At 38.7% G+C, this 24,672-nt stretch carries 23 protein-coding genes and 3 pseudogenes; 21 read left to right on the top strand and 5 right to left on the bottom strand.

All coding sequences use genetic code 11. The annotated features are described in order from the left end of the window. Window positions 1-144: 144 nt before the first annotated feature. From IGI94_RS15635 to citG, 3 genes are all read left to right on the top strand, one after another. Window positions 145-1,491 (top strand): CitMHS family transporter, encoded by a 1,347-nt coding sequence (locus tag IGI94_RS15635; RefSeq protein WP_008381841.1) that lies wholly within the window; start codon window positions 145-147, stop codon window positions 1,489-1,491. Between the two features lie 116 nt (window positions 1,492-1,607). Beyond that, window positions 1,608-2,303 carry a GntR family transcriptional regulator gene (locus IGI94_RS15630; protein WP_005233081.1) on the top strand — a complete coding sequence of 232 codons (696 nt, stop codon included), beginning with the start codon at window positions 1,608-1,610 and terminating at the stop codon, window positions 2,301-2,303. Beyond that, the gene (gene citG / locus IGI94_RS15625) at window positions 2,296-3,159 is read left to right on the top strand and encodes a triphosphoribosyl-dephospho-CoA synthase CitG (RefSeq protein WP_422705535.1); all 864 of its coding nucleotides are present in this window, start codon (window positions 2,296-2,298) and stop codon (window positions 3,157-3,159) included. The genes IGI94_RS15630 and citG overlap by 8 nt, the downstream gene beginning before the upstream one ends. On the opposite strand, the gene IGI94_RS15620 is transcribed toward citG, so the two are convergent. Next, window positions 3,136-3,852 carry a response regulator transcription factor gene (locus IGI94_RS15620; RefSeq protein ID WP_008381846.1) on the bottom strand — a complete coding sequence of 239 codons (717 nt, stop codon included), beginning with the start codon at window positions 3,850-3,852 and terminating at the stop codon, window positions 3,136-3,138. The genes citG and IGI94_RS15620 overlap by 24 nt on opposite strands. A 53-nt stretch (window positions 3,853-3,905) precedes the next feature. Between IGI94_RS15620 and IGI94_RS15615 the strand changes: the two genes are divergently transcribed. Continuing rightward, the gene (locus IGI94_RS15615) at window positions 3,906-5,711 is read left to right on the top strand and encodes a sensor histidine kinase (RefSeq protein ID WP_438899939.1); all 1,806 of its coding nucleotides are present in this window, start codon (window positions 3,906-3,908) and stop codon (window positions 5,709-5,711) included. Between the two features lie 15 nt (window positions 5,712-5,726). On the opposite strand, the gene IGI94_RS15610 is transcribed toward IGI94_RS15615, so the two are convergent. Beyond that, complete coding sequence (locus IGI94_RS15610) at window positions 5,727-6,146, bottom strand: phosphate-starvation-inducible PsiE family protein (protein ID WP_074934197.1); 420 nt, start codon at window positions 6,144-6,146, stop codon at window positions 5,727-5,729. A gap of 481 nt (window positions 6,147-6,627) precedes the next feature. Here IGI94_RS15610 and IGI94_RS15605 point away from each other — a divergent pair, with 481 nt between their 5' ends. Both IGI94_RS15605 and IGI94_RS15600 read left to right on the top strand, forming a co-directional pair. Next, entirely contained in the window at window positions 6,628-8,151 is a 1,524-nt protein-coding gene (locus IGI94_RS15605; RefSeq protein WP_005233089.1) for a flavocytochrome c, read from the top strand. A gap of 277 nt (window positions 8,152-8,428) precedes the next feature. Beyond that, window positions 8,429-9,811 (top strand): lytic polysaccharide monooxygenase, encoded by a 1,383-nt coding sequence (locus IGI94_RS15600; RefSeq protein ID WP_034878234.1) that lies wholly within the window; start codon window positions 8,429-8,431, stop codon window positions 9,809-9,811. A gap of 177 nt (window positions 9,812-9,988) precedes the next feature. Here IGI94_RS15600 and IGI94_RS15595 read toward each other — a convergent pair whose 3' ends face one another. Together IGI94_RS15595 and IGI94_RS15590 are read right to left on the bottom strand one after the other, a co-directional pair. Then, on the bottom strand, window positions 9,989-11,269 hold the full coding sequence (locus tag IGI94_RS15595; RefSeq protein ID WP_005230514.1) for a 2-hydroxycarboxylate transporter family protein: 1,281 nt from the start codon (window positions 11,267-11,269) through the stop codon (window positions 9,989-9,991). A 13-nt stretch (window positions 11,270-11,282) separates the two neighbouring features. After that, window positions 11,283-12,944 (bottom strand): malolactic enzyme, encoded by a 1,662-nt coding sequence (locus IGI94_RS15590; protein ID WP_276525021.1) that lies wholly within the window; start codon window positions 12,942-12,944, stop codon window positions 11,283-11,285. Between the two features lie 116 nt (window positions 12,945-13,060). Here IGI94_RS15590 and IGI94_RS15585 point away from each other — a divergent pair, with 116 nt between their 5' ends. The 14 genes and pseudogenes from IGI94_RS15585 (at window position 13,061) to IGI94_RS15520 (ending at window position 23,166) form a co-directional block, all read left to right on the top strand. Continuing rightward, window positions 13,061-13,957: a LysR family transcriptional regulator gene (locus tag IGI94_RS15585; protein WP_430599731.1), complete on the top strand. Its 897-nt coding sequence runs from the start codon at window positions 13,061-13,063 to the stop codon at window positions 13,955-13,957. Between the two features lie 278 nt (window positions 13,958-14,235). Further along, complete coding sequence (locus IGI94_RS15580) at window positions 14,236-14,415, top strand: putative holin-like toxin (RefSeq protein ID WP_034872427.1); 180 nt, start codon at window positions 14,236-14,238, stop codon at window positions 14,413-14,415. Between the two features lie 394 nt (window positions 14,416-14,809). Further along, a pseudogene (locus tag IGI94_RS15575) lies at window positions 14,810-15,287 on the top strand (DNA cytosine methyltransferase); the annotation flags it as partial. Between the two features lie 155 nt (window positions 15,288-15,442). Further along, window positions 15,443-16,223: pseudogene (locus IGI94_RS15570) on the top strand (DNA cytosine methyltransferase); the annotation flags it as partial. A gap of 249 nt (window positions 16,224-16,472) precedes the next feature. Beyond that, entirely contained in the window at window positions 16,473-16,676 is a 204-nt protein-coding gene (locus IGI94_RS15565; protein WP_005233104.1) for a hypothetical protein, read from the top strand. Between the two features lie 44 nt (window positions 16,677-16,720). Then, window positions 16,721-17,050 (top strand): hypothetical protein, encoded by a 330-nt coding sequence (locus IGI94_RS15560; RefSeq protein ID WP_005233105.1) that lies wholly within the window; start codon window positions 16,721-16,723, stop codon window positions 17,048-17,050. A 93-nt stretch (window positions 17,051-17,143) separates the two neighbouring features. Further along, entirely contained in the window at window positions 17,144-17,323 is a 180-nt protein-coding gene (locus tag IGI94_RS15555) for a hypothetical protein (RefSeq protein ID WP_005233106.1), read from the top strand. A 564-nt stretch (window positions 17,324-17,887) separates the two neighbouring features. Next, window positions 17,888-18,289: a hypothetical protein gene (locus IGI94_RS15550; protein ID WP_005233107.1), complete on the top strand. Its 402-nt coding sequence runs from the start codon at window positions 17,888-17,890 to the stop codon at window positions 18,287-18,289. Between the two features lie 55 nt (window positions 18,290-18,344). Further along, complete coding sequence (locus IGI94_RS15545) at window positions 18,345-19,109, top strand: hypothetical protein (RefSeq protein ID WP_005233108.1); 765 nt, start codon at window positions 18,345-18,347, stop codon at window positions 19,107-19,109. Continuing rightward, a complete protein-coding gene (locus tag IGI94_RS15540) occupies window positions 19,106-19,894 on the top strand; it encodes a hypothetical protein (RefSeq protein WP_005233110.1) in 789 nt (262 codons plus the stop codon). The genes IGI94_RS15545 and IGI94_RS15540 overlap by 4 nt, the downstream gene beginning before the upstream one ends. A gap of 1 nt (window position 19,895) precedes the next feature. Further along, on the top strand, window positions 19,896-20,669 hold the full coding sequence (locus tag IGI94_RS15535; protein ID WP_005233111.1) for a hypothetical protein: 774 nt from the start codon (window positions 19,896-19,898) through the stop codon (window positions 20,667-20,669). Between the two features lie 14 nt (window positions 20,670-20,683). Continuing rightward, entirely contained in the window at window positions 20,684-21,346 is a 663-nt protein-coding gene (locus IGI94_RS15530) for an ABC transporter ATP-binding protein (RefSeq protein WP_275626687.1), read from the top strand. A gap of 484 nt (window positions 21,347-21,830) precedes the next feature. Then, window positions 21,831-22,199, top strand: coding sequence for a BlaI/MecI/CopY family transcriptional regulator (locus IGI94_RS15525; RefSeq protein WP_016612637.1), 369 nt, complete (start codon window positions 21,831-21,833; stop codon window positions 22,197-22,199). Between the two features lie 364 nt (window positions 22,200-22,563). Continuing rightward, the gene (locus tag IGI94_RS15520; RefSeq protein WP_438899937.1) at window positions 22,564-23,166 is read left to right on the top strand and encodes a hypothetical protein; all 603 of its coding nucleotides are present in this window, start codon (window positions 22,564-22,566) and stop codon (window positions 23,164-23,166) included. Between the two features lie 56 nt (window positions 23,167-23,222). Here IGI94_RS15520 and IGI94_RS15515 read toward each other — a convergent pair. Continuing rightward, a pseudogene (locus tag IGI94_RS15515) lies at window positions 23,223-23,330 on the bottom strand (IS6 family transposase); the annotation flags it as partial. Between the two features lie 148 nt (window positions 23,331-23,478). Between IGI94_RS15515 and IGI94_RS15510 the strand changes: the two are divergent. Further along, entirely contained in the window at window positions 23,479-24,600 is a 1,122-nt protein-coding gene (locus IGI94_RS15510) for an RHS repeat domain-containing protein (protein WP_086316667.1), read from the top strand. The last annotated feature ends 72 nt before the right edge of the window (window positions 24,601-24,672 follow it).

Below are 24,672 nucleotides of genomic sequence, written 5' to 3'. Positions count from 1 at the left end.
CATTCAATAACATTATTTCCTTTAAGAAAAGAAAAATATTCACAAACTAGTGACGCTTGTCGCTAACAAATTACGGGCCTGTAATTTTTTTAAAATGTTTTTTGATAACGCTTACACATTTCGATGCATGAAAGGAAGAAGAAAATGTTCTTAACAATTTTGTCCTATGCCATGATTATTGTCTTCATGTTTGTCATCATGAAGAAAAAAATGTCACCCTTTACATCCTTAGTAATTATCCCATTACTATTTACCCTCGTTGCGATGGTTGCTGGTGTTTCCGAAAAAGGCAACATCGGTGATTTTGTCCTTGAGGGCATCTCGACAACAGCCAACACAGGAATCATGTTGCTGTTTGCGATTTTGTACTTTTCCATTATGTTGGATGCCGGTTTGTTTGATCCAATCACGAAAAAAATGATTTATTTTGCTAAAGGCGATCCGATGAAAGTCTTGATGGCAACGGCAGTCGTTGCCGCTGCGGTCTCTTTGAACGGTGATGGAACGACCACTACCTTGATTTGTTGTTCTGCGTTTATTCCCATCTACAAGAAGCTGAATATGAAAATGATGAACCTTGGTGTCTTGATCATTTTGCAAAACACCATCATGAACTTATTGCCATGGGGCGGACCGACTGCCCGAGCAATGGCCGTGCTGGAAGTTGATGCGGATATTCTTTCTTATTTGTTGCCAGGAATGATTTTGTCTCTGTTATATGTGATTTTCTTCGTGGCTCGCAGAATGGGGATCCAAGAACGGAAACGTTTAGGGGTTACGGAACTGACGAACGATGAGATATTAGAAATGACGACTGTGACTGATCCTGATACATTAGCGATCCGTCGTCCGAAAAACTTTGTCTTCAATGGTATCTTAACGATCGTCTTGATTGGCTGGTTAGTAGCAAGCTCCTTTATTTCTAGTATCGCTTTACCACCAATCTTGTTATTCCTTGTAGGTACTTGTATCGCATTGATGGTCAACTACCCAATTTTGAAAGATCAATCGTCACGGATCGGTGCCAACGGCGGCGATGCTGTTCAAGTAGTAATTTTAGTTTTTGCAGCAGGCGTCTTCATGGGCTTGTTCCAAGGCTCTGGGATGGCTACTGCCTTAGCGAATAGTTTCACGCAAATCATTCCTAAACAATTGGCTGGTTTCTGGGGCATAGTTATCGCCCTGATCTCTGCACCTGGGACTTTCTTTATTTCCAATGATGGGTTTTACTTTGGGGTTCTACCGGTCTTAGCAGAAGCGGGTCGTTCGTATGGCTTCACCAATATGCAGATGGCCTTGGCGTCCTTAATGGGCCAAGCGTTCCACTTGTTAAGTCCATTGGTTGCCTTCATCTACTTGCTATTGCGCTTGACTGGCTTAGATATGGGGCAATGGCAAAAAGAAGCGGCGAAATACGCACTGGGGATTTTCGTGATCTTTGTCGTTACGATCGTACTATTGGGTCATATGCCGTTTTATATTCCACAGTAACTTCATAAAGAAACTATCGAGCAGGCTGCCATTTTGCTCGGTAGTTTTCCTTGTTTATCGATATATCTATTTTTTCCCAAAAATCTCATTTGTTTTTAGTATGATAGGAGTAAATCATGAATCCAATTATTGATGCAGTAAATAAAAATCTGGATCTGACCAAAAATAAACCATTAAAAGATTTGATCTATGAAGCGTTCAAAAAAACCATCATTTTAGGAGACATTCCCGCAGGCTCTCGCATCAATGAGAAAGAATTTTCCGATACGCTAAACATCAGCCGGACCCCGATTCGTTACGCCATGACGCAGCTGGTGGCTGAAAAACTGGTGGAACACGTACCAAAAATCGGCATCGTCGTAAAAGGGATCAGTATCAAAGATGCTTATGAGATTTACGATATCCGCAAATCATTGGATACATTGGCGACTATCAAAGCAATGGCCTTGATGAGTGAGGAAGATTTCCGGGAAATGCGCTGCTTGTTAGAACACGGCGAACAGCTGAATCGTGAGGATGACGTGGATGGGGTCTTGAAAAACTTTTCTGACTTCAATGCGTTTATTTACGAAAAAAGCCAGATGCTGCGGTTAAAAAGTATCGTGCTGGATCTGCAAGCGTACCTCGTTTATTTTCGTGACATTGCGATTCGCTCTTCTAGAAGAAGGGATGCGGCATTGGCGGAACATTGGCTGATTTATCGTGGCATGAGAACCAATGACACGGAACAGATCACGTTGTTGACCCATGAACATTTGGATCACTCCCTGCAATTTATTCTTGCTGAAATGGAGCGAAGAAAAATTGACTGATTCCCGTCTTTTTATCGCCAGCAGCTATGCAGTCAATGCGCTGCATTATGAGGTAGCGTTAGCACCCAAGCCTGGTTTAGTAGATCCTTGCTCCTCTGGTGCGCATCAGGACATGAATGTGTTTACCTTTATCAATAGTATCACTTGTTTAGCGCCTTTTTTTCAGCGCTATAGCCAAGCTGGCTTTGCCCATACAGGCGCCCTGATCCAGCTGTTTGACCAGTTACGTGGGATCGGTCAAGAAGCAGAAGAAGCGATGCTTCAGGCAACCAAAGGCATCAATACCCACAAAGGGGCGAACTTTTCCTTTGCAGTTTTGTTGGGGGCGACAGGAGTCTATTATCAACAGCATGACAAGGCTGTGCTGACGGCTGAAGATACTAATCAGATCCTGCAGCTTGCCGCCGACATCTGCCAGCATTTGGTCAAGCAAGACCTGCAGCAAATCACCCACAAAGACCAGTTGTCTTACGGAGAAAAAAATTATTTAACCTACGGCACGATGGGGATTCGTGGAGAAGCCGCAGCTGGTTATCCAACGGTTAAAAAACTGCTGGAGTACTTACGGCAGCAACCACAAAAAACCTCCGTTTCCTTGTTACGAGGGTTGGTCTATCTAATGAGTGAAACCGAAGACAGCAACCTCGTCCACCGAGGCGGCTACGAGGCGATGAAGACAGTGCAGCAGGAGATGCAAAAAATTCACCAAGCCAATCTGTCGGATACAGACTTGCTTCGTGAATTAACGACCTATGATCAAGTATTGATTGCACGCCATTTGAGTCCCGGCGGCTCGGCGGATCTTTTAGCCTTGGCCCTTTATTTCTTGCAGCTAGAAGGCGTCTCCTTCTGGTAAAAAGGTATAGCCGATCCCCCAAACGGTTTTCAAAAAACGGGCTTGCTTCGGCTCATCTTCAATTTTGTTTCGCAGATGATTGATAAAAACCATCACGGTATTGGCATCGAATTGGCCATCTTGCCAAACATTGCTGTAAATCTGTTCTTTCGAGAACACTTGATCCGGATTTTCCATGAAAAAGCGCATCAGCATGATTTCTTTTGAAGACAACTTGATGGGCTGATCATTTTTGAAAAACTGATAGCGTTTTTGGTCAAAACGAAACATGCCGCTGCACAGATCTCCTTCCGGTTTGGCGATCCCTTTTTCTCGCAGCACGTTGCGGCGATCAAGAATCGAAACGATTTGTGCTTTTAAGAGTGCCGGTGAAAAAGGCTTCGTAATGTAGTGATCAGCGCCAATCTCATAGCCGTTGATCATATCTTTTTCGTCACTTTTACCGCTCAAAAAGACGATCGGCACCGTGGGGTTTTCTTCTCGAATCAGTTGTGCCAAATGATAGCCGTCATTTTCATGCTCCAAACTGATATCCAGTAAAAAAAGATCAAAGCTGACACGAGAATTGATCGCAATCGTTTTTTCAACGGAATCAGTCTGGTAGATCAAAATGCCCGTCGATTGTAAAGATTTCCAAATCAGCCGCCGAATAGCAGGGTCATCATCAACGATTAAAATTTTTTCATCTCGCAAAATATCCGCCTCCTGTATCAATAGTATTATAGTAAATATGAAAGGGGTTTACAATGAAACCGCCATCAAAGTTTTGGCTGTATTTAAGCGTGGTCGCTACCTTATTCATTACATTGATTGGACTTATTTTTACCTTTACAAGTTATAAAAGCGCACAAAGACAAGCTGAAACCGTCGGGTTGCGGCAGTTAGAAACGGTCAACCAAGCGGCGATCAAGCTGATCAGCCGTAGTATCGAATCGTACCACATGGCTCTTGCCAATTATGCCGATGACCACCTCGAAGGTGCCGCCTTGGCTGATTTGCAGCGTCCCTTAACGTTACCAGTGATCAATTCCGCGAACAATGCCATGGTCGGATTGTTTTTGATCGACCAACAAGGTCAGGTCATCGCCCAAAATACCGCAACGGCGGTCAATAAACCAGAAGACCCGCCGGTGCAAGAATTGTTATTCAAAGACCCATCCTTAGACAAAGTATTGGCAGGACGGCAAGTGCAAAATGGGCAAGTCTATTTTGAGGGCAAGCAGGCCTATTTAAATGTGTATCAGTCCCTAACTCTTGACGACAAAGAAGCGGTTCTTGTGATGCCTTTGAATCTGCAGCGCATGTATCATCATGAATTTACCACCGATCGCAATGTCTCCGGCTATACGATGGTCAAAAACGCCGATATGCGGATCGTTATGCACCCATCGGACGAACAAATTGGTTTTTCCATCGTTGAGAGCCGCAAAAAAGAATTTCCAGAGCTGGATTTCACCGATCTTGAGCGCTTGGAGCAAGAACAAATCGACAATGAAGAAGGCACCTCCGTCTATTATTCTTATTGGTGGAACGAAGAAACACTGCAAAAAGTGCTGAAATTGGCTGCTTATCAATGGATCACCATCGGCGACAGTCGGCTGATCGTCGCCAGCAATGCCGATTTTTTGGAGCAAAGCGGTCTCTTTTTACAAGACAACTTGATTTTGATCGGCCTACTGGGTTTGTTGTTTGTCATTATGATTTTATTGACCGTCCTGATCAAAAACTACATGAAACGCAATCAAGCCTATGTCGAAAACCAAGCATTGAAAGAACGACAACGGCTGTTAAAAGAAAAGCACGAAATCGAAAAAAACATTTTTCAAGAATCAAAACTGGAAACCATTGGCTTGCTAACGACCTCAATCGTCCATGACCTAAACAACTTTTTGACGCCTATGATTGGTCATCTGCAATTGCTGATCGAGGAAAACCAACACGATGAAGTCTTAGTGGAGGACTTGCAAGAAGTCTGCAAAGCGGCGGAAAAAGGCAAAGAGTTATCCAGCAATGTGCTACGTTTTTCGAAACTCGAAAGTGCCGATAAAACTGTGCAGTCGATCGCTACTACCTTGACAGAAGCCATCGATACTATGCGCGCACTGTTGCCAAAAGCCTTTTCCCTTACGTATGATATCCAAGAAGTAGGATATGCCGTCTACGAGAAGATCGATCTGCAAGTCATCATTTACAATTTGTTGATGAATGTGTACCAAGCAAATGCCGATTGCAGCATTCGATTGAGTCGCACTTCGACAGAAAGCGCCACCTTTCCATTTCGTAAGCAAGCTTTCTCCGCACAACAGGAGTTTGCTTTGATCGAAATCGTCGACAACGGTCCCGGCATACCAGAAGCGATCCAAGAAAAAATCTTTACCCGCTTCTTCACGACCAAGAGTGCCACTGGCGGTACTGGTCTAGGACTCTTTACTGTCTCTTCGATCGTGGAAAAAAACGACTGGTTGATCGATGTTACAAGTACGCCTGAAGGAACCACCTTTTATATTGGCATCCCTTTAACTGATCCCGAAAAAGCCACTGAACCCAACTGATCCAATGGGCTAGTTTCAGTGGTCTTTTTCTTGGGTATGTTGGAAGGCATTGATTTTTTGCAGGACTAGCAAGACCAGTACCAAAACAAAGATCGCTAAAGCAAAAAATAGGGCATCGTTCGCCATGCCTTGCGTTAACAATAGCTCGCGCAAAATCGCAGTAATACTGATCAAAATCAAGTAACGGACGGGAATATGGTGTCCGTCCTTCATATACCGCAGCAACATCAAAATGATTTCTAACAAAATGAATAACGTGGCAATTTCTTCAATCAAAAAGGACAGGTGGGGCGCTTCACTTAAAGGAAAGAGCGTCGTGCTGATCATAAAAATCGCTTTTCCCATAAAAATCAAGACGACAACGACTAAGATCGCTAACATGCTATCAATACAGATACTGATCACTCGCTCGAACATCCGGGTCAATTTTTCCATTTGCCACTCCATTTCTGCTTTTTCTTTTATTATACAAAAGAAGGCGCAGGACAAAGGGAAAAGAACAGTGAAAGAACAATCGCGGCAATATCTTTTTGACCGCGAACTTAACGGTCATTCTATGAGCGGGACCTTTGTGGCAGCTTTGAATAGCAAAAATTAGCGAGGAAAATATAGTATCTTTTTCCGATAAAATTAGAAAAAGATGAGAATGAATAGTTAAAATATACACAAATTATTACGAGACACTTAGTTTCTTTTTTTGTTACAATGGTTAAATAAAATAGAACTCTGTTGAAATGTTGCTTAAACAATGTTTTTATCGCTATCGAATAGAAAAATAGTCCGATCGCAAGATGTTTACCATTGTTAATAAAGTAACAAGTTAAGCAGGGTTCGCAAGAAAAATGCTTCTTTTCTCATCATATATGACGGGGATCAGTGAGGAGAAAAGGGCAAAAAGAAAAACGGAGGGAAACAAATGAAAAAAAGTGGATGGTCAAAATGGGTGATTGGGGCAGCCTCATTATTGTTGCTTAGTGCATGTGGTGCCGATGGCGGAACAAAAGCCAGCAGCAGTGCGGCAAGCTCTTCTTCAGAAAGTGAAGTCACTTCAGGTGCTTCCCAACAAGAGTATACCGATCCAGCAGAGTTAAAAGATCAATATGATATCGTCATCGTTGGTGCTGGCGGTGCAGGGATGGCAGCAGCCTTGTCGGCTAAAGATGCTGGAATGAATCCAGTCATTTTAGAAAAAATGCCGATCGCAGGCGGAAATACCTTGAAATCTTCTGGCGGAATGAACGCATCAGAAACCAAATTCCAAGAAGCCCAAGGCATTGAAGATTCGAATGAACAATTTTTTGAAGATACCCTTAAAGGTGGTAAAGGAACCAACGATCAAGAATTGCTACATTATTTAGTAGACAACTCTGCTTCAGCGATTGATTGGTTGGATTCAATGGGGATCACTTTAGACAATATCAGTTACAGCGGCGGTGCCAGTGTAAAACGGATCCATCGTCCTCACGACGGTTCAGCAGTCGGTACGTATTTGGTGGATGGCCTGTTGAGAAACATTCATGAGCAAGAAATTCCTTTATTTGTAAATGCTGATGTGACAAAAATCAATGAAACAGACGGCAAAGTCACTGGCGTCAACGTGAAAATCAATGGCGAAGAAAAAGAAATCGCTGGTGATGCAGTGGTTGTTACTACTGGTGGTTTTGGCTCCAACAAAGAACTGATCGAAAAATATCGTCCAGATCTGAAAGGCTATGTCAGCACGACTTCTGAAGGAAGTACAGGCGATGGTATCAAGATGATCGAAGAATTAGGCGGCGCAACGGTTGATATGGATCAAATCCAAGTCCATCCAACAGTGGTTCAAGATACAGGTATGTTGATCAGTGAAACCGTTCGTGGAGAAGGCGCCATTTTGGTGAACCAACAAGGAGAACGTTTCTACAATGAATTAGAAACCCGCGACAATGTTTCAGCTGCCATCACAGATCTGCCAGAAAGCTATGCCTACTTGATTTTTGACAATGCGTTAGCAGGTAGAGCCAAACAAGTCGATTACTACAAAGAACAAGGTGTAGTGGTAGAAGCTGACACCATCGAAGCCTTAGCTGAAAAAATCGATGTCGATCCAGCAACCTTGAAGAAAACTTTAGATACATGGAACCAAGCAGTGGCAGACAAAGCCGACAAAGATTTTGGTCGTGAAACGGCGATGGACTATGATTTGACGGAAGGGCCATTCTATGCGATTCAAATTGCACCTGGGATCCACCATACAATGGGCGGCGTCAAGATCAATACGAAGACCCAAGTGTTGAAAGAAGATGGCACACCAATCACTGGCTTGTATGCAGCAGGTGAAGTGACCGGCGGTATCCACGGACAAAATCGAATCGGCGGCAATGCTGTAGCCGACATTATGGTCTTTGGTCGCCAAGCAGGCGCGCAATCCTCTGACTATGTGAAAGAAAATGGGAAATAAGCGGCTGTTTTTTCCTAAAAAAGATCGTCTATAAAGAAAGAAACTTGGAACGAATCCTCTTAAGTGATTAGGAGGAGAATCGTTTCAAGTTTTTTTGTATTTCTAACTGAAAGGACGGAAAACTAGTCATTATAATCTTATAATGATTAAGTCGTTTATCATACATATATAAATAAACTATTTTTAAATGTAGGGTTTGCTTTTCAATGAATCGGAATCAAGGAATAAACGGATAGGATTGGTTTATTCGATGATAAAAAATTTTAGGAGGCAGAGTATGAAAAACGCATTGGTAAAATGGTCGGTCGGGGTGGCAATCTTACTTGGAGGGAGCTTGTTCTTCACGGGGAAACAAGTATTTGCTCATGGTTATGTGGAATCACCGGTCAGTCGGGGCTATCAAGGGTCTTTGGATCGCAATACGTTAGGGTGGAGCGCTGCGTTTGAGAAATATGGCAATGTCATTTCAAACCCACAATCATTGGAAACTAAAAAAGGCTTTCCAGAAGCAGGACCAGTAGATGGTCGCATCGCTTCGGCAGATGGTGGACTCGGACAAATCGGGGACTTTGTTCTTGATGAACAAGGAACCAATCGTTGGACCAAACAAGACATCAATCAAGGACCATTGCGGGTCAATTGGCATTATACAGCGCCTCACAAGACCACAAAATGGCATTACTATATCACGAAACCAGGTTGGGATCAAAACGCGCCACTTTCAAGAGATAGCTTGGAATTGATCGCTACTGTGAATCACGATGGTTCGGCTGCCAGCAATAGCCCAAGCCATACCATTACCATTCCAGAAAATCGTCTCGGTTACCATGTCATTTTAGCGGTCTGGGATGTTGCAGATACGCCAAATGCCTTTTATAACGTGATCGACGTCAACGTTTCCGGCTCAACGGTCATTCCCGAAAAACCAGCAGCACCAGCAAATGTCCGCTCAGAACGAGTGACTAGCAGCACGGTGGCTTTAGCATGGAACGGTCAAACCGATGCGAAAGAATACAACGTGTATCGCGATGGTGCCTTAGTGGCAACGACTACTGAGCCAACTTTTACCGACACACAATTAAAAGCCAACACAACCTATAGCTATCAAGTAGAAGCAGTCGGCTTTACTGCGTTAGTTTCAGAAAAAAGTGCTGCAGTGAAAGTGACTACCTCAGCAGACAATCAAGTCGAAACCCCTTCGACACCAGGCAACCTGCATCAAATGAGCGTGACAGACAGCAGCGTTTCCTTAATGTGGCAAGCATCGACTCATACAAATGGGATCGCTGGATATGATGTTTACCGCAATGGCGTCAAAATTGCTACGGCCACAGGAACAACCTATGAAGACACGAATCTAGCAGCGGATACAACCTACAATTACCAAATCAAAGCAATCAGCAAAACGGGCGAACAATCCGCTTTCAGTAACCAGCTGAGCGTGAAAACCAATGCCAAAGAAGAAACTGAAACACCTGGAGGCGGGGAGTCAGAATACCGTGTGTGGAAACTAGGTACATTCTCTGCACCAGAAGTGTATACAAGTGGTGAAATCGTGAGCCATAAAGGCAGCAATTATGTCGTGATTAACACCCACTCAAATTACGGGGACACCACTTGGTCTCCTGATCAAGCACCAACCTTGTTTAAGAAGCTGTAACCCTTGAATGAATCAGGAAAGCAAGAGCAGTGCGGAGGCACTGCTCTTTTTGGCTCTTTTATGAGGAAATGGGTGGACCTTTGTTTGATTCGTGCAACCAATTGGACGAATTCGTTTGAAGAATACAAAAAGTGCTGCTATGCATCATGCGTAGCAGCACCTGTTTTTTGTTTTAGATCAAGAATAGAAGAAACGGATCAAGATTCCACCTAGAATCAGCACGATCGCACCGCATAAACGGTTGGCCATTTGGGCAAAAGCAATCATTTCCATTCTATCAGAGGCAGACAATACAGCGATATTACCTGTTCCCCCCATCGAGTTGTTGATCATACCGGCGCCAATTGCGGTTTCAACGGGATACATCCCTAATACCATCCCGAAGAACCAGCTGGCAGCCCCCATAGATACGACACTGGTTAGGCAAAGCACGACAAATTGCCAAGTAAAGGCAGAGGCCAGTGTTGACAGATCGATCAATGCCAAACCAATCCCCGCCAAAACCGCGTGGGTCAAATTCGTCATTACAACATTGTTGAACATCACCACAGAATCTTCGAGTTTCTTAGGGACAATATTCAAGGCTTTCAGAATAAAGACAATCACGATCATAAAGGCATACTCGTGAATTTTAGGGAAAAAGTCGCTTAAAATCGCACCAACGACCAACAGTGAAAAGGAAAACAGCATCCCGACCCCGATTTGTTGGGCATCAAGCGTTATTTTTGGTTTTTCTAATTCTTCTTTCGTGGCATTGATTAGGGTGCCATGGCCATTGTATTTGGTTTTAGCAAAGGCCTTTGCGATAAATAAAGCACCAATAATGGCAAGAATATTCCCGAAAGTAACTGCTGGCGCTAATTGAGAAAAGATGGCGGCTTGATTGCCGTTTGCCAAGCCATCAGCATAAATTTGTGAAAGTGGGGTGATTCCCGCCCCCATCCCGCCAGACATCATTGGTAGAGACACATACATCACCGAATCAGCAAAGCCATTGCCTAGCAGCATACCGACAAGGCCGACGGAGAAAAAGCCTACTACCATAGTGATCAAAGCAACGGGAATGAATTTCGTAGAAGCTTTCACCAACAAATTACGGTTCATCCCTAAAATCGAGCCGCAAATCAAAGCGGCAATATAGAAATCAAGAAAGCCAAAACCGCCCCCCATGAAGTCACTGACCGCGTCAATGACTTTCGTGGGTACGAGATGGAAGGAGGCTAAAAGGGTGGCACCAAGCAGGGTAAAAACTGACCCGCCGCCAAGATAAGAATTCATGATCGGAAGTTTTTCCCCAATGAAATACAGCAGGTGTCCTAAGGCAACCAGTAAAATGGTGATCCCAACCATATTTAATGGCAACTTGTCTAAGGCAATCGCACTGAATATGACTACCATGAAAAAGAGATACAAGGGAAGACTAATTCCCGAAATCGTCATCGTTTTTAATTTATTCATTTTTCAGACCTTCCTAGTATGTTGGATACCATTTAAGATTTTGGACAGCTTTTGCCATATCGGTTTCTTGCGCTTGGGCTAACCCTTGTTCTTTGGCTTTATTGGCAACTGCTTCAGCCACTTTTATAGAAACGTCCGCAACGTATTCAAATGGTGGAAGAACTGGTGCACCGGGTTGGCTCAAGTCAACCAAACCACTTAATGAGTGAGCAGCGGCACCAATCATTTCATCGGTCAAGAGAGAGGCTTCTGAAGCCAACATACCTAATCCTAGACCAGGATAGATCAAGGCGTTGTTTGCTTGGCCGATTTGGTAGTCGACCCCTTTGTATTGGATTGTTCCTGAAGGGACACCGGTTGCCACAAAGGCTTTTCCATCAGACCATTCGATTACTTGTTCAGCCGTTGCTTCTAATTTTTTGGTTGGATTCGAGATAGGGAAAATCACTGGACGAGCAGTGTTTTCACACATCGCTTCCACAACTTCTTTGGTAAAGGCACCCGCATTGGTTGAAGTACCGACCAAAATCGTTGGTTTTGCGACTTTAATGACATTGATCAATTGCGTCATATCGCCAGCATTGGCAAAGTCAGCCCGTTTTTTGGCAAATGGTTTTTGTGCAGGAGTCAAATCGGACATATCATCGAACAAAAGCCCTTGTTTGTCAACCATAAAGAAATGATTGTAGGCTTCTTCTTCTGAAAGACCTTCGCTGACCATTTCCGCATGGACTCGACTGGCAATCCCGGCACCAGCGGAACCACCGCCATAACATAAGTAGACTTGATCCGTTAATTTTTCACCTGTAATATCCAGTGCACCGAAGATACCGCCCAGCACAACGATTCCCGTTCCTTGGATGTCATCGTTAAAAGTTGGAATTGTTTGTTTGTATTTGTCCAAAATCGTTGCAGCATTTGAACGGCCAAAGTCTTCCCAATGCAAGTAAAGTTTAGGGAACAATGATTCTGCCGTTTGAACAAATTGATCGATGAATTGGTAGTAGGCATCACCGTAGACACGTTCTTGACGATTGCCTAGATACAAATGATCCTCTAACAATTCTTTACGGTTGGTACCGGCATCGATCACGATTGGTAAAACAGAAGCAGGGTCGATCCCAGCAGCTGCTGTATAAATCATCAATTTACCGACAGAAATATCGACACCTTGGACACCCCAGTCACCAATCCCAAGAATCCCTTCAGCATCTGTGGCTACGATCAAGCGAATGTCCCGATCGCCAGCGGCATTTTTCAACGTTTCTTCGATGTTCTCTGGATGATTGATATCTAAGTATGCTGCATATTGAGGATCAACGAATAGGCGGCTGTAATTTTCAATGGTATCAGCAATCGTTGGATCATAGACGATCGGATTGAATTCAACGATATGTTGATTGAACAAATAGTAGAACAATGTCCGATTGGTATTAAAGATTTCCATTAAAAAGTGACGTTTTTCAATGTCTGATTCTTTGGTGACATATTGCAAATAAGCTTGTTCTGCTTGTTCTTCGATCGTTTGCACGTGTGGGGGCAATAAACCGATCAACCCTAGTTCTTTTCGTTCTTCTTGTGTAAACGCGGTTCCTTTGTTTAAAAATGGGTTATTTAAAATGTCATGTGCTTTCATTATGTTCCTCCAATGGATATATTTTGAGTACTCGTTCATTTCCATTAGCTACTTTAATCCTCAGACAGAATTATAGTCAATTATCGGTGGTATAATAAAAATTATTTATAACAAAACCGCTGCTAGTTTAAACCGGTTAAGGGAGGAATCAGACGATGAATATACGAGATTTAGAATACTTTAACGCTTTGGCAGAGATGCTTTCTTTTACCCAAGTGGCGCATAAATTTGCGGTCAGTCAACCAACCGTCAGCTACGCTGTCAAACGCTTGGAAGAGCATTATGGCTGTGATTTGATCGTGCGAGAAGCCTCACATCGCTCCATCTCATTGACCACGGAAGGGGAAATTTTGAAGGCTCATGCGCAATATATCTTAGATGAATTTGTGACCTTAGACAGAGCCATCGACCATGCCAAAAACAATCGGACCCACATCGGTTTGCCGCCAATCATTCGTTCCAAAGTCTTTTCAAAACTCTTAGATGAAAAAGAGATCATCCGCTTTATTTCGAAATTTCACTTGGTATCTGGGGGATCCAATGAATTGCTTTCAAAACTATTATCGGGAAAAATCGATTTTAGCTTGCTGGGCAGTGTCAATCCCCTCGTCCACCCGAATCTGCAGGTGAAATTATTGCATCAGCAAGAGTTTTTTATTTTTGTGTCAAAAGAAAATCCATTGGCTAAGAAAAAGGAAATCTCATTTGAAGAAGCTGCCGAATATCCCTTTATCCTATTGGAAAAAGGCTATACCCACATGCGCGCCTTTCAGAATTTAAGTGAGAAATCAAAGAAGAAGCCGGAAGTCCCCTTTTATTTTTCAGACGTCCAGACGATTGGCCAGCTGGTCAGTTCCAATATCGGCATTACCTTGATGACGGAATTTCCTGTGTTTCAAGAAATGGAAGGCTTAGTGAAAATACCGCTAGTCCCTGAAGATAAGGAAATTTTTTATATTCAATATGCCTATTTAAAGAGTGCGATGTTGAATCAAGAGGTTCAAAAGTTGATTAGGATCTTGGATGAGCTGTCTTGGGAGGAGGAAAGGTGAGGAGTGGGGATTTCTTGAGGTAAGGTCAGAGAAAAATGGTGCAGGTGCGTGTTCTTCGGATGTTGAAATAAAAGGGATCTTTCAATGCGGGACAAGACGAATGGATGGTTCCTTTAACCAATGAAACTAGAAAAAAATCCCTTTACTTAGACCGTTCTTATCGCATGAAAAAACGCTAAAAACCTTGATAACTATCGGTTTTTAACGTGGATTTTTGGTATAATAGTAGGACAGTAAAGTTTGTGACGGTGGCTATCTTTTGAAAGGTGGTGGTGCTTATGAAAGTAAGTGCTAACTCTTTAGAAAGGAGAAGCCTTTTGTCTGTAGCTGAAGCATTAGGGCTAATGATTAGTTTCGGTTCTTTAATCGCAACGATTATCTTTGGCATCCTAACTGCAGCAAAAAACGACAAAAAAAGTAACCAGTCACTAAACTTTGGCGAGTTGACTGATTACTAAAATAATATAAAACTTGCCACCGTCTTAAACGGTGCTGTAGGGGAGTTGTTGACGCAACTCCTCTTTACACAGTAATTATAGCAAGATTTCAGTAAGATATCAATCATTGACGCTACAGACGTGCTTTGCACGTCTATTTTTTGTCCTCCTAAGTGGTGGGGAGCAGCTGGAAGGTGGAGGGCAAAAAAGATCGCTTTTCTTTCTTTAAAAAGGTCTAAGTACCACCATTTTTCCGCAATTTAACCATCCATTTTCTCGGTATTCTTAATCCATCAGGTACTTGAAATACCTTTCATGCGCATGAAGAAACTGAGTGAACAATGGAAAATGGTACAACAGAAAATAAAGGCACCTTTTTAGATCTTTTTCAGGAATCGAAGGATTTCGTTTAGGGATGGAACAAGCTGGCTACCGATGTGTTGGGTATTGTGAGATCGATGGCCATGCCAGAAAAAGTTATCAATCAATTCCTGACACAAAACAGGAGGTAGAAATGTATGATATCACAAAATTTTCAGATGAATTTATTCGAGGAATCGGACGTGTGAACATTATCGCGGGAGGATTTCCGTGCCAAGCTTTCAGCCTTGCTGGAAAAAGAAAGGGTTTTTCAGATACTAGAGCAACTCTCTTTTTTGATAATGCACGCTTAGCATCTACCTTGCGACCTAAGCTTTTATACCTTGAAAACGTCAAAGGACTTCTCAACCATGAACGAGGGGCTACGTTTGAGACAATCCTCCGAACCTTGGATGAATTGGGGTATGACGTGGAATGGCAACTGTTTAAAAGCAAAGAGTTTGTCGCCCAAAACAGAGAGCGTTTATTTATTATCGGACATCTTAGAGGAGCAGGTACCAAAAAGATTTTCCTATCACAAGAGAAGAAGGATCAGTTGATCAAAAATCAGGAAGGATCCATTTAGCTGGCGTCACATGCAGCGAATGATTTAAGTCGATTTACACGAGAAAGAACGTAATATACAGATGGTCTGATGGGGACTTTGACCGCAACGGACTACAAAACACCGAAACAAATCGTTGTTGGCAACGTCAATCCAAGCGGTGGAGGAATGAATGGCCAAGTATATGATGCTTCAGGACTTAGTCCTACGATCACCACAAACAAAGGGGAAGGAAATAAAATTGCGATTCCGATCCTAATGCCAGATAAAGCCACTATTCGCCAAAACGGCCGTAGAATGAAGGAAAATGAAACACCGATGTTTATCTTAACCACACAAGATCGTCACGGAATTATCGTGGCAGGGTCGATCGATGGTTCCTATCGATCAGCTGCAGCGATCCATTCCGTAGATGGCTATGCCCTACACTTACCACCATGAGTGGTGGCGGCCACAAACCCAAAATACTGGTGAAAGCAGCCACGAAAAAAGGCTATACTGCAGTACTACCAGCCGATAGTATCAATTTCGTTTATCCTAAATCTACAAAACGTTGGGGACGTGTGGGAAATCAGCAAGCAAATATACCCACGTTACAAGTGATCAGCAAGCCGTAGTAACCGATGTTTTTCAGATCCGGAAACTAACACCACTTGAATGTTGGCGACTGCAGTTGTTTCCTGATTGGACCTTTTTGTCAGCGAAATTCGGTAGTAGGCAGATTGCTGAAGAAATAATCAGTAACGGGCTTGATCACTATAACTGCAGATACGATCAAGAAACTTCGAATAGTCAGCTGTACAAACAAGCTGGAAATTCGGTTACTGTATCAGTCATTTATTTCATAGCAAAGCACTTCGAAATAAACGATACGACGGCTTTTGATCGCTTTAGCGAAAGGTAAAAAATTATAGATAGTTCTTGAAAAGAACGGTATGCCGTGATATAATAAATATACGGTATACCGTTATTTTATTTAGGTTAAGGAGGGGTTTTATTAAAAATAGACGGAACAAAAAAAGCATTTATTCTGCTGGGAACAGAATAAATGCACAGTAACAAATCCTTTCACGGGACGCTACTACTCAAAATATACCATAATTGCGAGTAGTGGCAAGCTTTAATTGTCACACTCCTTTCAGGAGGAAAAAATATGTATGCAGATAAAGAAAAAATTGAATGGCTGCTATTTAAAAGCGGTCACTCGATCACTGAAATCAAGAATAGATCCGAAGTCAAAGCAATGACTGTCTCTGATTTGATGCACAAGAAATCTTCTATAGAAAGAATGCGATTCGATAACGCTGCAAAGCTTACAAAACTTGCGGATCAATTAAAAGAAGAAATCACTGAATAATCAGGGTTTTGCCTTGTAACTCCTTATCTTTAGGAGGAGAAACTATGAACGCCGTTTTAAATAAGAAAAAATGTATTGTGACATTTGATCACTATGAAGATAATAACAATGTAGCGATTCAACTGGTTAAGAAAAGAAGAGGTCAGTCTGAAGAAGAGCTGCTTGCTACGGCTACGGTGAACACGAGTGTCGGAATCAAACAAGATTTCGTCGCAATCAAAGGGTGGTCTGAAAATACGGGCATTGAAGATGTACTGATAGAAGCTGGTGTCATTTGTGAGGAAGCTGTAGGGGCAATTCCTTGTGGCATGGCTGTTGCAAAAGTCTTTCCCCTTACAGAAGAAGCAAAGGAAGTCATGAAAAACAATCAGTAGAAAAGAGTCCGTTCAAAGCTGCGGCGAGTGTGGTTACACGCTCGCTGCGTCTTTGATTAAATCTTTGATCGTTTCAATGAAGGAGAGCGAGTTATGACCATTGCAAAAGGAAACACACGTCTTCCTGTAACGCTTAATGAAAAGAGGAAGCAGGGACTGAAGCACTTGAACACCAAGTACAAGAAAAGTGAATCGAAATTAATGTGTATCGCTTTAGATATGTTGCTTGAGCAAGAAAAAGCGGGATTTGAGATTCCTGAGCTTAGAAAGTGACTGCACTTTATTTTCTATTTTATTGAAGTGCTATCACTTATCAGTGAAACCGTTATCCAATACGTGGTAAACTAAAATCAGACAAAAGGTGAGATCCAATGGATGAAAAAGCCAAAAAGAAAATCGTAAAATTATTAGCACTTGCAAATGATGGAAAACTTCGCTCGTTGGTTAATTTTGTCCAATGAGAAATCAATAGTAAAATGTGATTTGATGGCAGATTATCCAGAGAGGAGTAGTGAATTATTGCTTAGATCTATATTTTGTTTACTGATTAATACTTCTATGATTTAAAAAAATAAGGTGAGAGATACAATATTTAACCATTAGATATATGGTCTAGTGGTGGTGAAGCATGGTATCAGCTGGACAATAAATCGGTGGGATTAAATTGAAACTTTACTGGAATAATTTTAAGAAAAATCAATAATTTAATATTTCTAATTTTATTTTTAAGCTATAATTTGTTTGTCAAAAGACTGTATAATTTAAAAAATTATTGATATAGGTTTATATAAACGATAAAGTTAATTATGGCGCTATCAATAAAAGGAGAATATTATTTTGAAAAAAATTAGACTAGTTTTGACAATTGGTATAATCGCATCTTTCTTTGGTTTTGTAATTCCTTCTTTCGCAAGAAGTATTTCAACCTATGATGTAACGATTCCTAGACAAGGCGCAATCGTTACTGGTTCATTGAAGAAAGAGTCTGCAGGGAAAGGTGTTCATAATAACTCTGCAATAGGTGGTAATAAAAGAATCAATACCTCTATTCGTTTAAAAAAGGATAGTTCAAATATAACCCCATCTTACAATATGGGGTCTGGGGACCGAATTACACTTAGTTACTCTGGTGGCGGTTCTTCTTATAACGGTAGCAACACTTCACTTGGAATTGCAACTCCTGTAACAACTACCGTTAAAGTTGCTGCTCAAGGAAGTTGGAGTCCAGACGAAAAATAATTTGTAAATTAAAATATATGATAGCGCCAGATTTTTTGTTAAAGGGGATTTAATAATGAAATATATACACTACGAATTGAAGTTAGTGCTAAAATCAAAATTATTTGTTTTTTCAATAGTTTTATCAATTGTGAGTATTGTAATAGGAATAGCTGGTAACATATTGCTTATCGAAATGGAGAAAGGTTTAACTATTTTCTTTTCTGGATTTAGTTTAAGCACTTCCTCAATACTCCCTTTATTGGCTCCGTTGTTAGCGGCTTTACCAATGGCCGATTCTTTTATAAATGATTTTCAGAATAATATGACTACAGCAATATTTGTTAGAGAATCGAAAGAAGATTATTTCTTTAAAAAATTTATTAGTGTGGGTTTATCTGGTTTTCTATCTTTATTCTTCCCATTGACATTGTTACTAATAATAAATTTACTAATATTTCCTGACTATTCTAATGCATATGTAGGGGTAATAGGAGGAGCATTTTCTAGCATTTTTTCAAAAAATCAATTGTTTTATGCTGTTGTCATTATAGTAAATAGCAGTATTTTTGGATTTATATATGCCAACATTGGTTTAGTTTCTTCTTTCTACTTTAAAAATCGATATATATGTGTGTTTTTTCCTTTAATCGTATATTTTTTACCATCTTTTATTTTCCCTTTTATGGGATTTGATAAATATGAACCAGTTACAACATTTGATTTAACTTCAAATACAGCCACAAATGGCTATTTAGTATCTTTGCAGTTAGCATTCCTACTTATATCGACTTTCTTTGTGGGCTATAAAAAAATCGCAAAAGGAAATTTAAACATATGATTCGAAGAATAGAAGCTATAAGATTATCTAAAAATAATCGTCATATTATATTCTTTGTAAGTTTATTATTAATAATAATTTGTTTTTCTTACTATCAATTTTTTTTGGAAACACCAACTAGAAATTTTTTCATGTGGTTACTTTATAACTTTCAAAATCTTTATTCCACAATTTTTGCTTTTCCACTGCTTTATTTAATCATAATAAATTCGCAGTTTTCATTTAACCTTAATAATTATCTTTATCTTAGTAGGATACCTAATAGAAAATTTCTATTTATTTCAGATATCAATTTAGTTTTGAAAGTTACTTTTTATTATATGGCTGGGATTTTCTTCATAAGTTCAGTATTAGGAATCTATGAGTTGAGATTTAATAATAGTTGGAGTCAAGAATTAGTTACTTTTTTTAAAAATACGTTTCAAGCTATACCAAATACTAATTATTCTCCCGTATTTCAAACAGGGCTTGCCTTTCTATTTTTCTTTTTATACTTATTGACTATTGGGAATTTATTTAATTTTTTGTTTGTGTTACTAAAAAAGAAAGGAATTAGCTTTTTAATTATATTTGGAATGATTGGGCTGCAAGCTTACTTTTTTAAATCACCTACAAATAGCTTAATTAAAATTATGATGCCTATTAATCATTATTTGATTTATTTTGAAAGAGCAAATGGCCAGTTTATTTCAATTTCTATAAGTTTTTTGTATTGGCTATCCCTTTTAGTAGCTAACTATTCATCTCTATATATACTATACAAAAATACTAAACTAGGAGATTAAAATGCATAGCAATTTACGGTTTCAAAGAATCTATTTCGCACAATTAAATGGCAAAAAATTTATCGCATCAAGCATTATATTAATTTTAATTATTTATATTTCTACATTAATAGATGTCGGTGATCAACCAGATTTAATTTATAAGTCAATCATTAACGGTATTCCCTACCAAGATTTTTCTTTTTTAACAATTATAAGATTTTTAGTATTACATCTAACCTATGTTTATGGATTTTCGGCAGCGTCTAGTTTTAGTAACAATTCCTATTTGTATCTAGCCATTATCAGACTTAAGAGTCGATGTAATTTGTATTATAACTCTATTTTCTTTTCTTTAATTCTATCCGTACTATATTGGGGAATAGCAGTTACTATTCTTGTGGTTTATTTATCTGCTTTTACGCTTTTCAATAGCAGCCTATCCGAAATTTTTTTCTTATTAATTTCAAAAGAAACAATGCTATTTTGCCTATTAAATATGCTTACTAGTTTTAGTCTTATAAACATTTTTATTCTGGTTAAAGCTCAGTTAAGAAAAGAGACATTAGCGTTTGGAATCATTGTTTTTCTACTGATAATTTATATATATTCATTTTTCATTTTTGGGAAAAATCATTTTTTATTTCTTAACACAGGAATTTTAACTGTTTATAGAACTAATTTATTCTTATTGGAAAAAGAATCATTAGTGCCAAATCTTTTATGGTTTAGTATACAAAATTTAATCATAGGATATCTAAATTTGTTTAATCTGAAGAAATTAGGAGTGGAGTGATATTAGTGAAAACTATAGAAAGTGTAATACAATTAGACAATGTGAGTATGAAATTTAAAAAGCATATCATTTTCGAAGATTTATATTTCCAGTGTCAAGCTAACGAGATAATTGGTATCGTTGGTGAAAATGGATCTGGAAAAAGTGTATTATTTAAACTTATTTCTGGATTTATTATTCCAGATAAAGGAAATATATCTGTGAATGGTATTAATATAACGAGAAATAATGCACTACCTGATAAATTAGGGGTACTTATAGAGGAACCATCTTTTTTAGAAGATATTACAGGGTTTGAAAATCTTAAATTACTTTCTAGTATTAAAAATGAGATATCAGATGCAGATATATTTGAAGTACTAAAAGAAGTAGGACTAATCGATAGAAAAGATGAAAAAGTTAAACATTACTCTTTAGGAATGAAGAAAAAACTTGGGATTGCTCAAGCAATTATGGAAAAACAAGAAGTAATTTTATTGGATGAACCTATGAATGCTTTAGATGAAGAAAGTGTTGAAAAAATGCGATCTTTATTTAAGAAAATAGCTACTAAAGGAGCTACTATATTAATAGCTAGTCATAATAAAGAAGATATAAATAAACTCTGTGATAAAGTTTATAGAATAAAGGATAATAAATTAGAGAACATAGAATTTAAAACTCAAATAGAAAATTAATCTTATTGTTTTAAATAGTCATTCAAATAGCATATCGTCCTCTTAGTTATTTAAATATTCGTAGAAAACGATATGATTTTAATACTTAAAATAATATAATTTCTTTTCAACTGTTTCAGACAATCTATTTGATATAGTCTACTCATCTCTACCAAATTCAATGTTTTTGAAGCATTAATTTAATGATAGCTTGCTTCAGTAATCGTATTATGCATAAAGTTTTTTTAAATGAAAAAGTGGTATGCGTGGCTATAAATGTTAGCTCTAAATACACTTTTAATCGTTGTAATCTTAACTGTTTGGCTATAGTGATCTTTATCATCAGTAGTGTTATTAACTTCATATGTTTAAATTTTTTCTGCCCAAGCAACTAATGGCAAGGTACAATGGATTATAATAGATATTATCAAATATGTGTATTGGCTAGTGGTCGTTTTTATATTTTACAAATAGAGAATCATCGAAAAAAAGTTAAGGGGCTATTATGTTAGAATTAAGCAAATCTGAATATCAACTTCTTTACTATTTTTATGAATTCAATCAGGCTTTAACTAAACACGAAATATTAAAAAGACTTCCAGAACTAAACAAAAATACGACTGCTGCTGTGATAAGAAGCTTGTTAGATAAAGGGTATTTAAAAGTAGAAGAGATTAAATATTCTCAGAACGTATTAGCACGGGCTTACAGGCCTAGTATTCCTTTTATAAATTTTATAAAAGAAGAGTATGGGGAAGTGGCTGTAGAAAAATTAGTTAATCATGCAGTAAACTCTTTAAAGACCAAAAAGCAAACCGAATACTTTTCCAATCTTATAATTGAAAGAAAAAATGCCATAAATAAGAATAGTTGAAAATTTCATATTTTGTAGACTATTCAGGGAATAAAAAAGGGTCAGAAACTTAAAAGTTTTTGACCTTTTTTCCTAAAGAACTCTTCAAACGTTTAGTCTGGAGACATAATTTATCGTTTCAAGGGCTTTAATTGCTTCAGCAACAGATCCCGCTTGTTTGCAGTATAATTTTAGCTATTATTTTCAAACTAGCACTAAACTTTCTTCAAGCATGCTATTATAATCAATTTTCGTAGTAGAAAGTCTTGTATTTATATTGTTAAAAAATGTATTGACAATTTATATACAATTAAATTATATTTAATTGACCTTCTGGCTTAACACTCAATTTAGAAGGATAATGTTTAGGGAGAGAGAATAGTGCATGGAAAGAAGAATTATTTTAGAAAAGGGATTGTTGGTAGCGTTATCATTAGAGTCCGTATGTGGTAATATGACAGATTATGAGTATATAAGAGAAAACCTTAATAAATTATTTAATCTAAAAAAAGATATGTATTCAAAATTTTTCCAACAAGAAAAATTTTATAATTTTTTTGGTGATTCAAATATTTCAATTGCAGATAGAAATAAGATATTAAAATTGATTTTTAAAACTGAAGAAAATATTTATGTTTATTATGATGATTACTTCTTTAAATATAGTAAAAAGTGTTTTTTCGATAAAAAATTGTTAAAAAATTTCTTGGGGAATTATACAAATGATACAATGTATCCTTTTATGATATTCTCTGAAAATTTTGATAGATTCCTATATATGGACACAGTCTTTGAAGATATATTCCTTTTAAGTATAAAGTCTGAAAAGTTAAAAAATAGTATAGAAGATTTTCAGAATAACTATGATTTTATTTGGGTATCAAATATCAATAATCTAGATCTTCAACAGAGATTTGTTTCGGGATTATATATAACAAAAAAGAAATTAAAAAAATTAACAAGTATCTATTCTGATCAAGGTTTTTGAGGTTGTGTTGAAAAGCTTGAAAGATAAACGGATTTGCCTAATTTTCAACCAATGGATTATGCTGTTTTGAATGACCTTTCAATTTCATTCCAAGCAGAAAAGTCGAAGAGGGTAATTTCTCTTCGACTTTCTTTGTATAAAGCGGAAACCACTTCAATGCTTTTGGACTATAGATTTGAAAAAAATCATTACATTCGCTGTTCTTTGTATGATCTCACTTGCTTTGATAGGTGGAATCTTATTTAATGTGTCAAGTGAGCCTGAAGTTGTAAAATCAGCGGAAGTTCAGAATATTTCTGAAGCAGTTTTTAAATGGAAATCGGTTGTGCAATCGGAAGTGTAACTATCAACAACACAACTCATCAAGCAGCTTTTAATACCGGAAACCAGTTGATTAGCTTCAATGGTCAAGCACTAACCTATAATGCAAATGGGAATCGTCTAAGTGATGAAAAATATAACTACGCTTGGGATCAAGCGGATCGCTTGGTAGGGGTGACGAAAAAGGGAGAAAACCAACCATTTATCACATACACTTACGACGAGGACAACCGACGATTGTCTAAGAAGGTTAATGGACAGATAACAAACTACCATTATGATGGTGATAGCATTGATGTGCTGTATGAAACAGATACGAATGGGCAAGTTTTACGTCATTATATCTACTCTGATGACAATATTCGCTTAGCTATGAAGAGTGGGAAAAACACGGTATACTATCATTACAATGGGCATGGTGATGTGGTTGCATTGACGGACGAAAACGGCCAGCAAGTAGCCAGTTACACTTACGATGCGTGGGGAAACGTTCTAACCAGTGAAGCAAAAACGGAACTAGCGAAAAGCAATCCTTATGGTTATGCCGGATATACGTACGATGCTGAAATCCAACAGTATTATTTAATGGCACGGTATTATCATCCGGCACATGGAGTTTTTACCTCTCTTGATCCTGATCCAGGGGACGAAGACGATCCATTGACCATGAATGGATATACTTACGCGGACAATAATCCGGTGATGAATGTTGACCCTAATGGGCATTTTGCGATTGTAGCTGGTCTAGGGATTTATATAAGTGCAAAAGTGATTTTTACTGGTGTAACTATGTTAGCTGGAGCAGGTATAGGTTATTATTTGGCGAAAAAACGACCTTATAACAAAAATAAAAAATCTACACCAAATCTTTCTTATAAAGGCCCTAAGGGATATAGAGGGAAAGCTAAAACAAAAACTCAACAAAAAAATGGTAGAACACACCAAAAAAGGATTTATGATAAAAAAGGGAAGCCACGTGTTGATATCGATTACAGTAATCACGGTAATGCTAAACGACATCCCCATGTTCCACACAAGCACAGCTGGAAGAATAGAAATGGAAATGGCCAAAAGTACCCACGATATAATAGGAAATTTAATAAAAGGAGATGATGTGAATTGTGGAGTTATGTAAATAATTCGGATGAAGTAGGATATTTGAATGAAAAGTATGGGAATTTTCAT

The sequence above is a fragment of the Enterococcus sp. AZ149 genome (assembly GCF_051714285.1).
GTDB classification, from domain to species: domain Bacteria; phylum Bacillota; class Bacilli; order Lactobacillales; family Enterococcaceae; genus Enterococcus_D; species Enterococcus_D entomosocium.
Note: the sequence above shows the minus strand (reverse complement) of the source record. Positions and strands in the feature narration are given on the sequence as shown.

What these genes read in the sequence shown, in the direction of transcription:
- IGI94_RS15615 (WP_438899939.1), top strand. Translation starts at nt 3,906, where the DNA reads ATGAAACCGCCATCAAAGTTTTGGCTGTATTTAAGCGTGGTCGCTACC.
- IGI94_RS15590 (WP_276525021.1), bottom strand. Translation starts at nt 12,944, where the DNA reads ATGAACGAGTACTCAAAATATATCCATTGGAGGAACATAATGAAAGCA.
- IGI94_RS15610 (WP_074934197.1), bottom strand. Translation starts at nt 6,146, where the DNA reads ATGGAAAAATTGACCCGGATGTTCGAGCGAGTGATCAGTATCTGTATT.
- IGI94_RS15565 (WP_005233104.1), top strand. Translation starts at nt 16,473, where the DNA reads ATGTATGCAGATAAAGAAAAAATTGAATGGCTGCTATTTAAAAGCGGT.
- IGI94_RS15535 (WP_005233111.1), top strand. Translation starts at nt 19,896, where the DNA reads ATGCATAGCAATTTACGGTTTCAAAGAATCTATTTCGCACAATTAAAT.
- IGI94_RS15600 (WP_034878234.1), top strand. Translation starts at nt 8,429, where the DNA reads ATGAAAAACGCATTGGTAAAATGGTCGGTCGGGGTGGCAATCTTACTT.
- IGI94_RS15525 (WP_016612637.1), top strand. Translation starts at nt 21,831, where the DNA reads ATGTTAGAATTAAGCAAATCTGAATATCAACTTCTTTACTATTTTTAT.
- IGI94_RS15580 (WP_034872427.1), top strand. Translation starts at nt 14,236, where the DNA reads ATGAAAGTAAGTGCTAACTCTTTAGAAAGGAGAAGCCTTTTGTCTGTA.
- IGI94_RS15520 (WP_438899937.1), top strand. Translation starts at nt 22,564, where the DNA reads ATGGAAAGAAGAATTATTTTAGAAAAGGGATTGTTGGTAGCGTTATCA.
- IGI94_RS15595 (WP_005230514.1), bottom strand. Translation starts at nt 11,269, where the DNA reads ATGAATAAATTAAAAACGATGACGATTTCGGGAATTAGTCTTCCCTTG.
- IGI94_RS15510 (WP_086316667.1), top strand. Translation starts at nt 23,479, where the DNA reads ATGGAAATCGGTTGTGCAATCGGAAGTGTAACTATCAACAACACAACT.
- IGI94_RS15555 (WP_005233106.1), top strand. Translation starts at nt 17,144, where the DNA reads ATGACCATTGCAAAAGGAAACACACGTCTTCCTGTAACGCTTAATGAA.
- IGI94_RS15585 (WP_430599731.1), top strand. Translation starts at nt 13,061, where the DNA reads ATGAATATACGAGATTTAGAATACTTTAACGCTTTGGCAGAGATGCTT.
- IGI94_RS15630 (WP_005233081.1), top strand. Translation starts at nt 1,608, where the DNA reads ATGAATCCAATTATTGATGCAGTAAATAAAAATCTGGATCTGACCAAA.
- IGI94_RS15545 (WP_005233108.1), top strand. Translation starts at nt 18,345, where the DNA reads ATGAAATATATACACTACGAATTGAAGTTAGTGCTAAAATCAAAATTA.
- IGI94_RS15540 (WP_005233110.1), top strand. Translation starts at nt 19,106, where the DNA reads ATGATTCGAAGAATAGAAGCTATAAGATTATCTAAAAATAATCGTCAT.
- IGI94_RS15605 (WP_005233089.1), top strand. Translation starts at nt 6,628, where the DNA reads ATGAAAAAAAGTGGATGGTCAAAATGGGTGATTGGGGCAGCCTCATTA.
- IGI94_RS15635 (WP_008381841.1), top strand. Translation starts at nt 145, where the DNA reads ATGTTCTTAACAATTTTGTCCTATGCCATGATTATTGTCTTCATGTTT.
- IGI94_RS15560 (WP_005233105.1), top strand. Translation starts at nt 16,721, where the DNA reads ATGAACGCCGTTTTAAATAAGAAAAAATGTATTGTGACATTTGATCAC.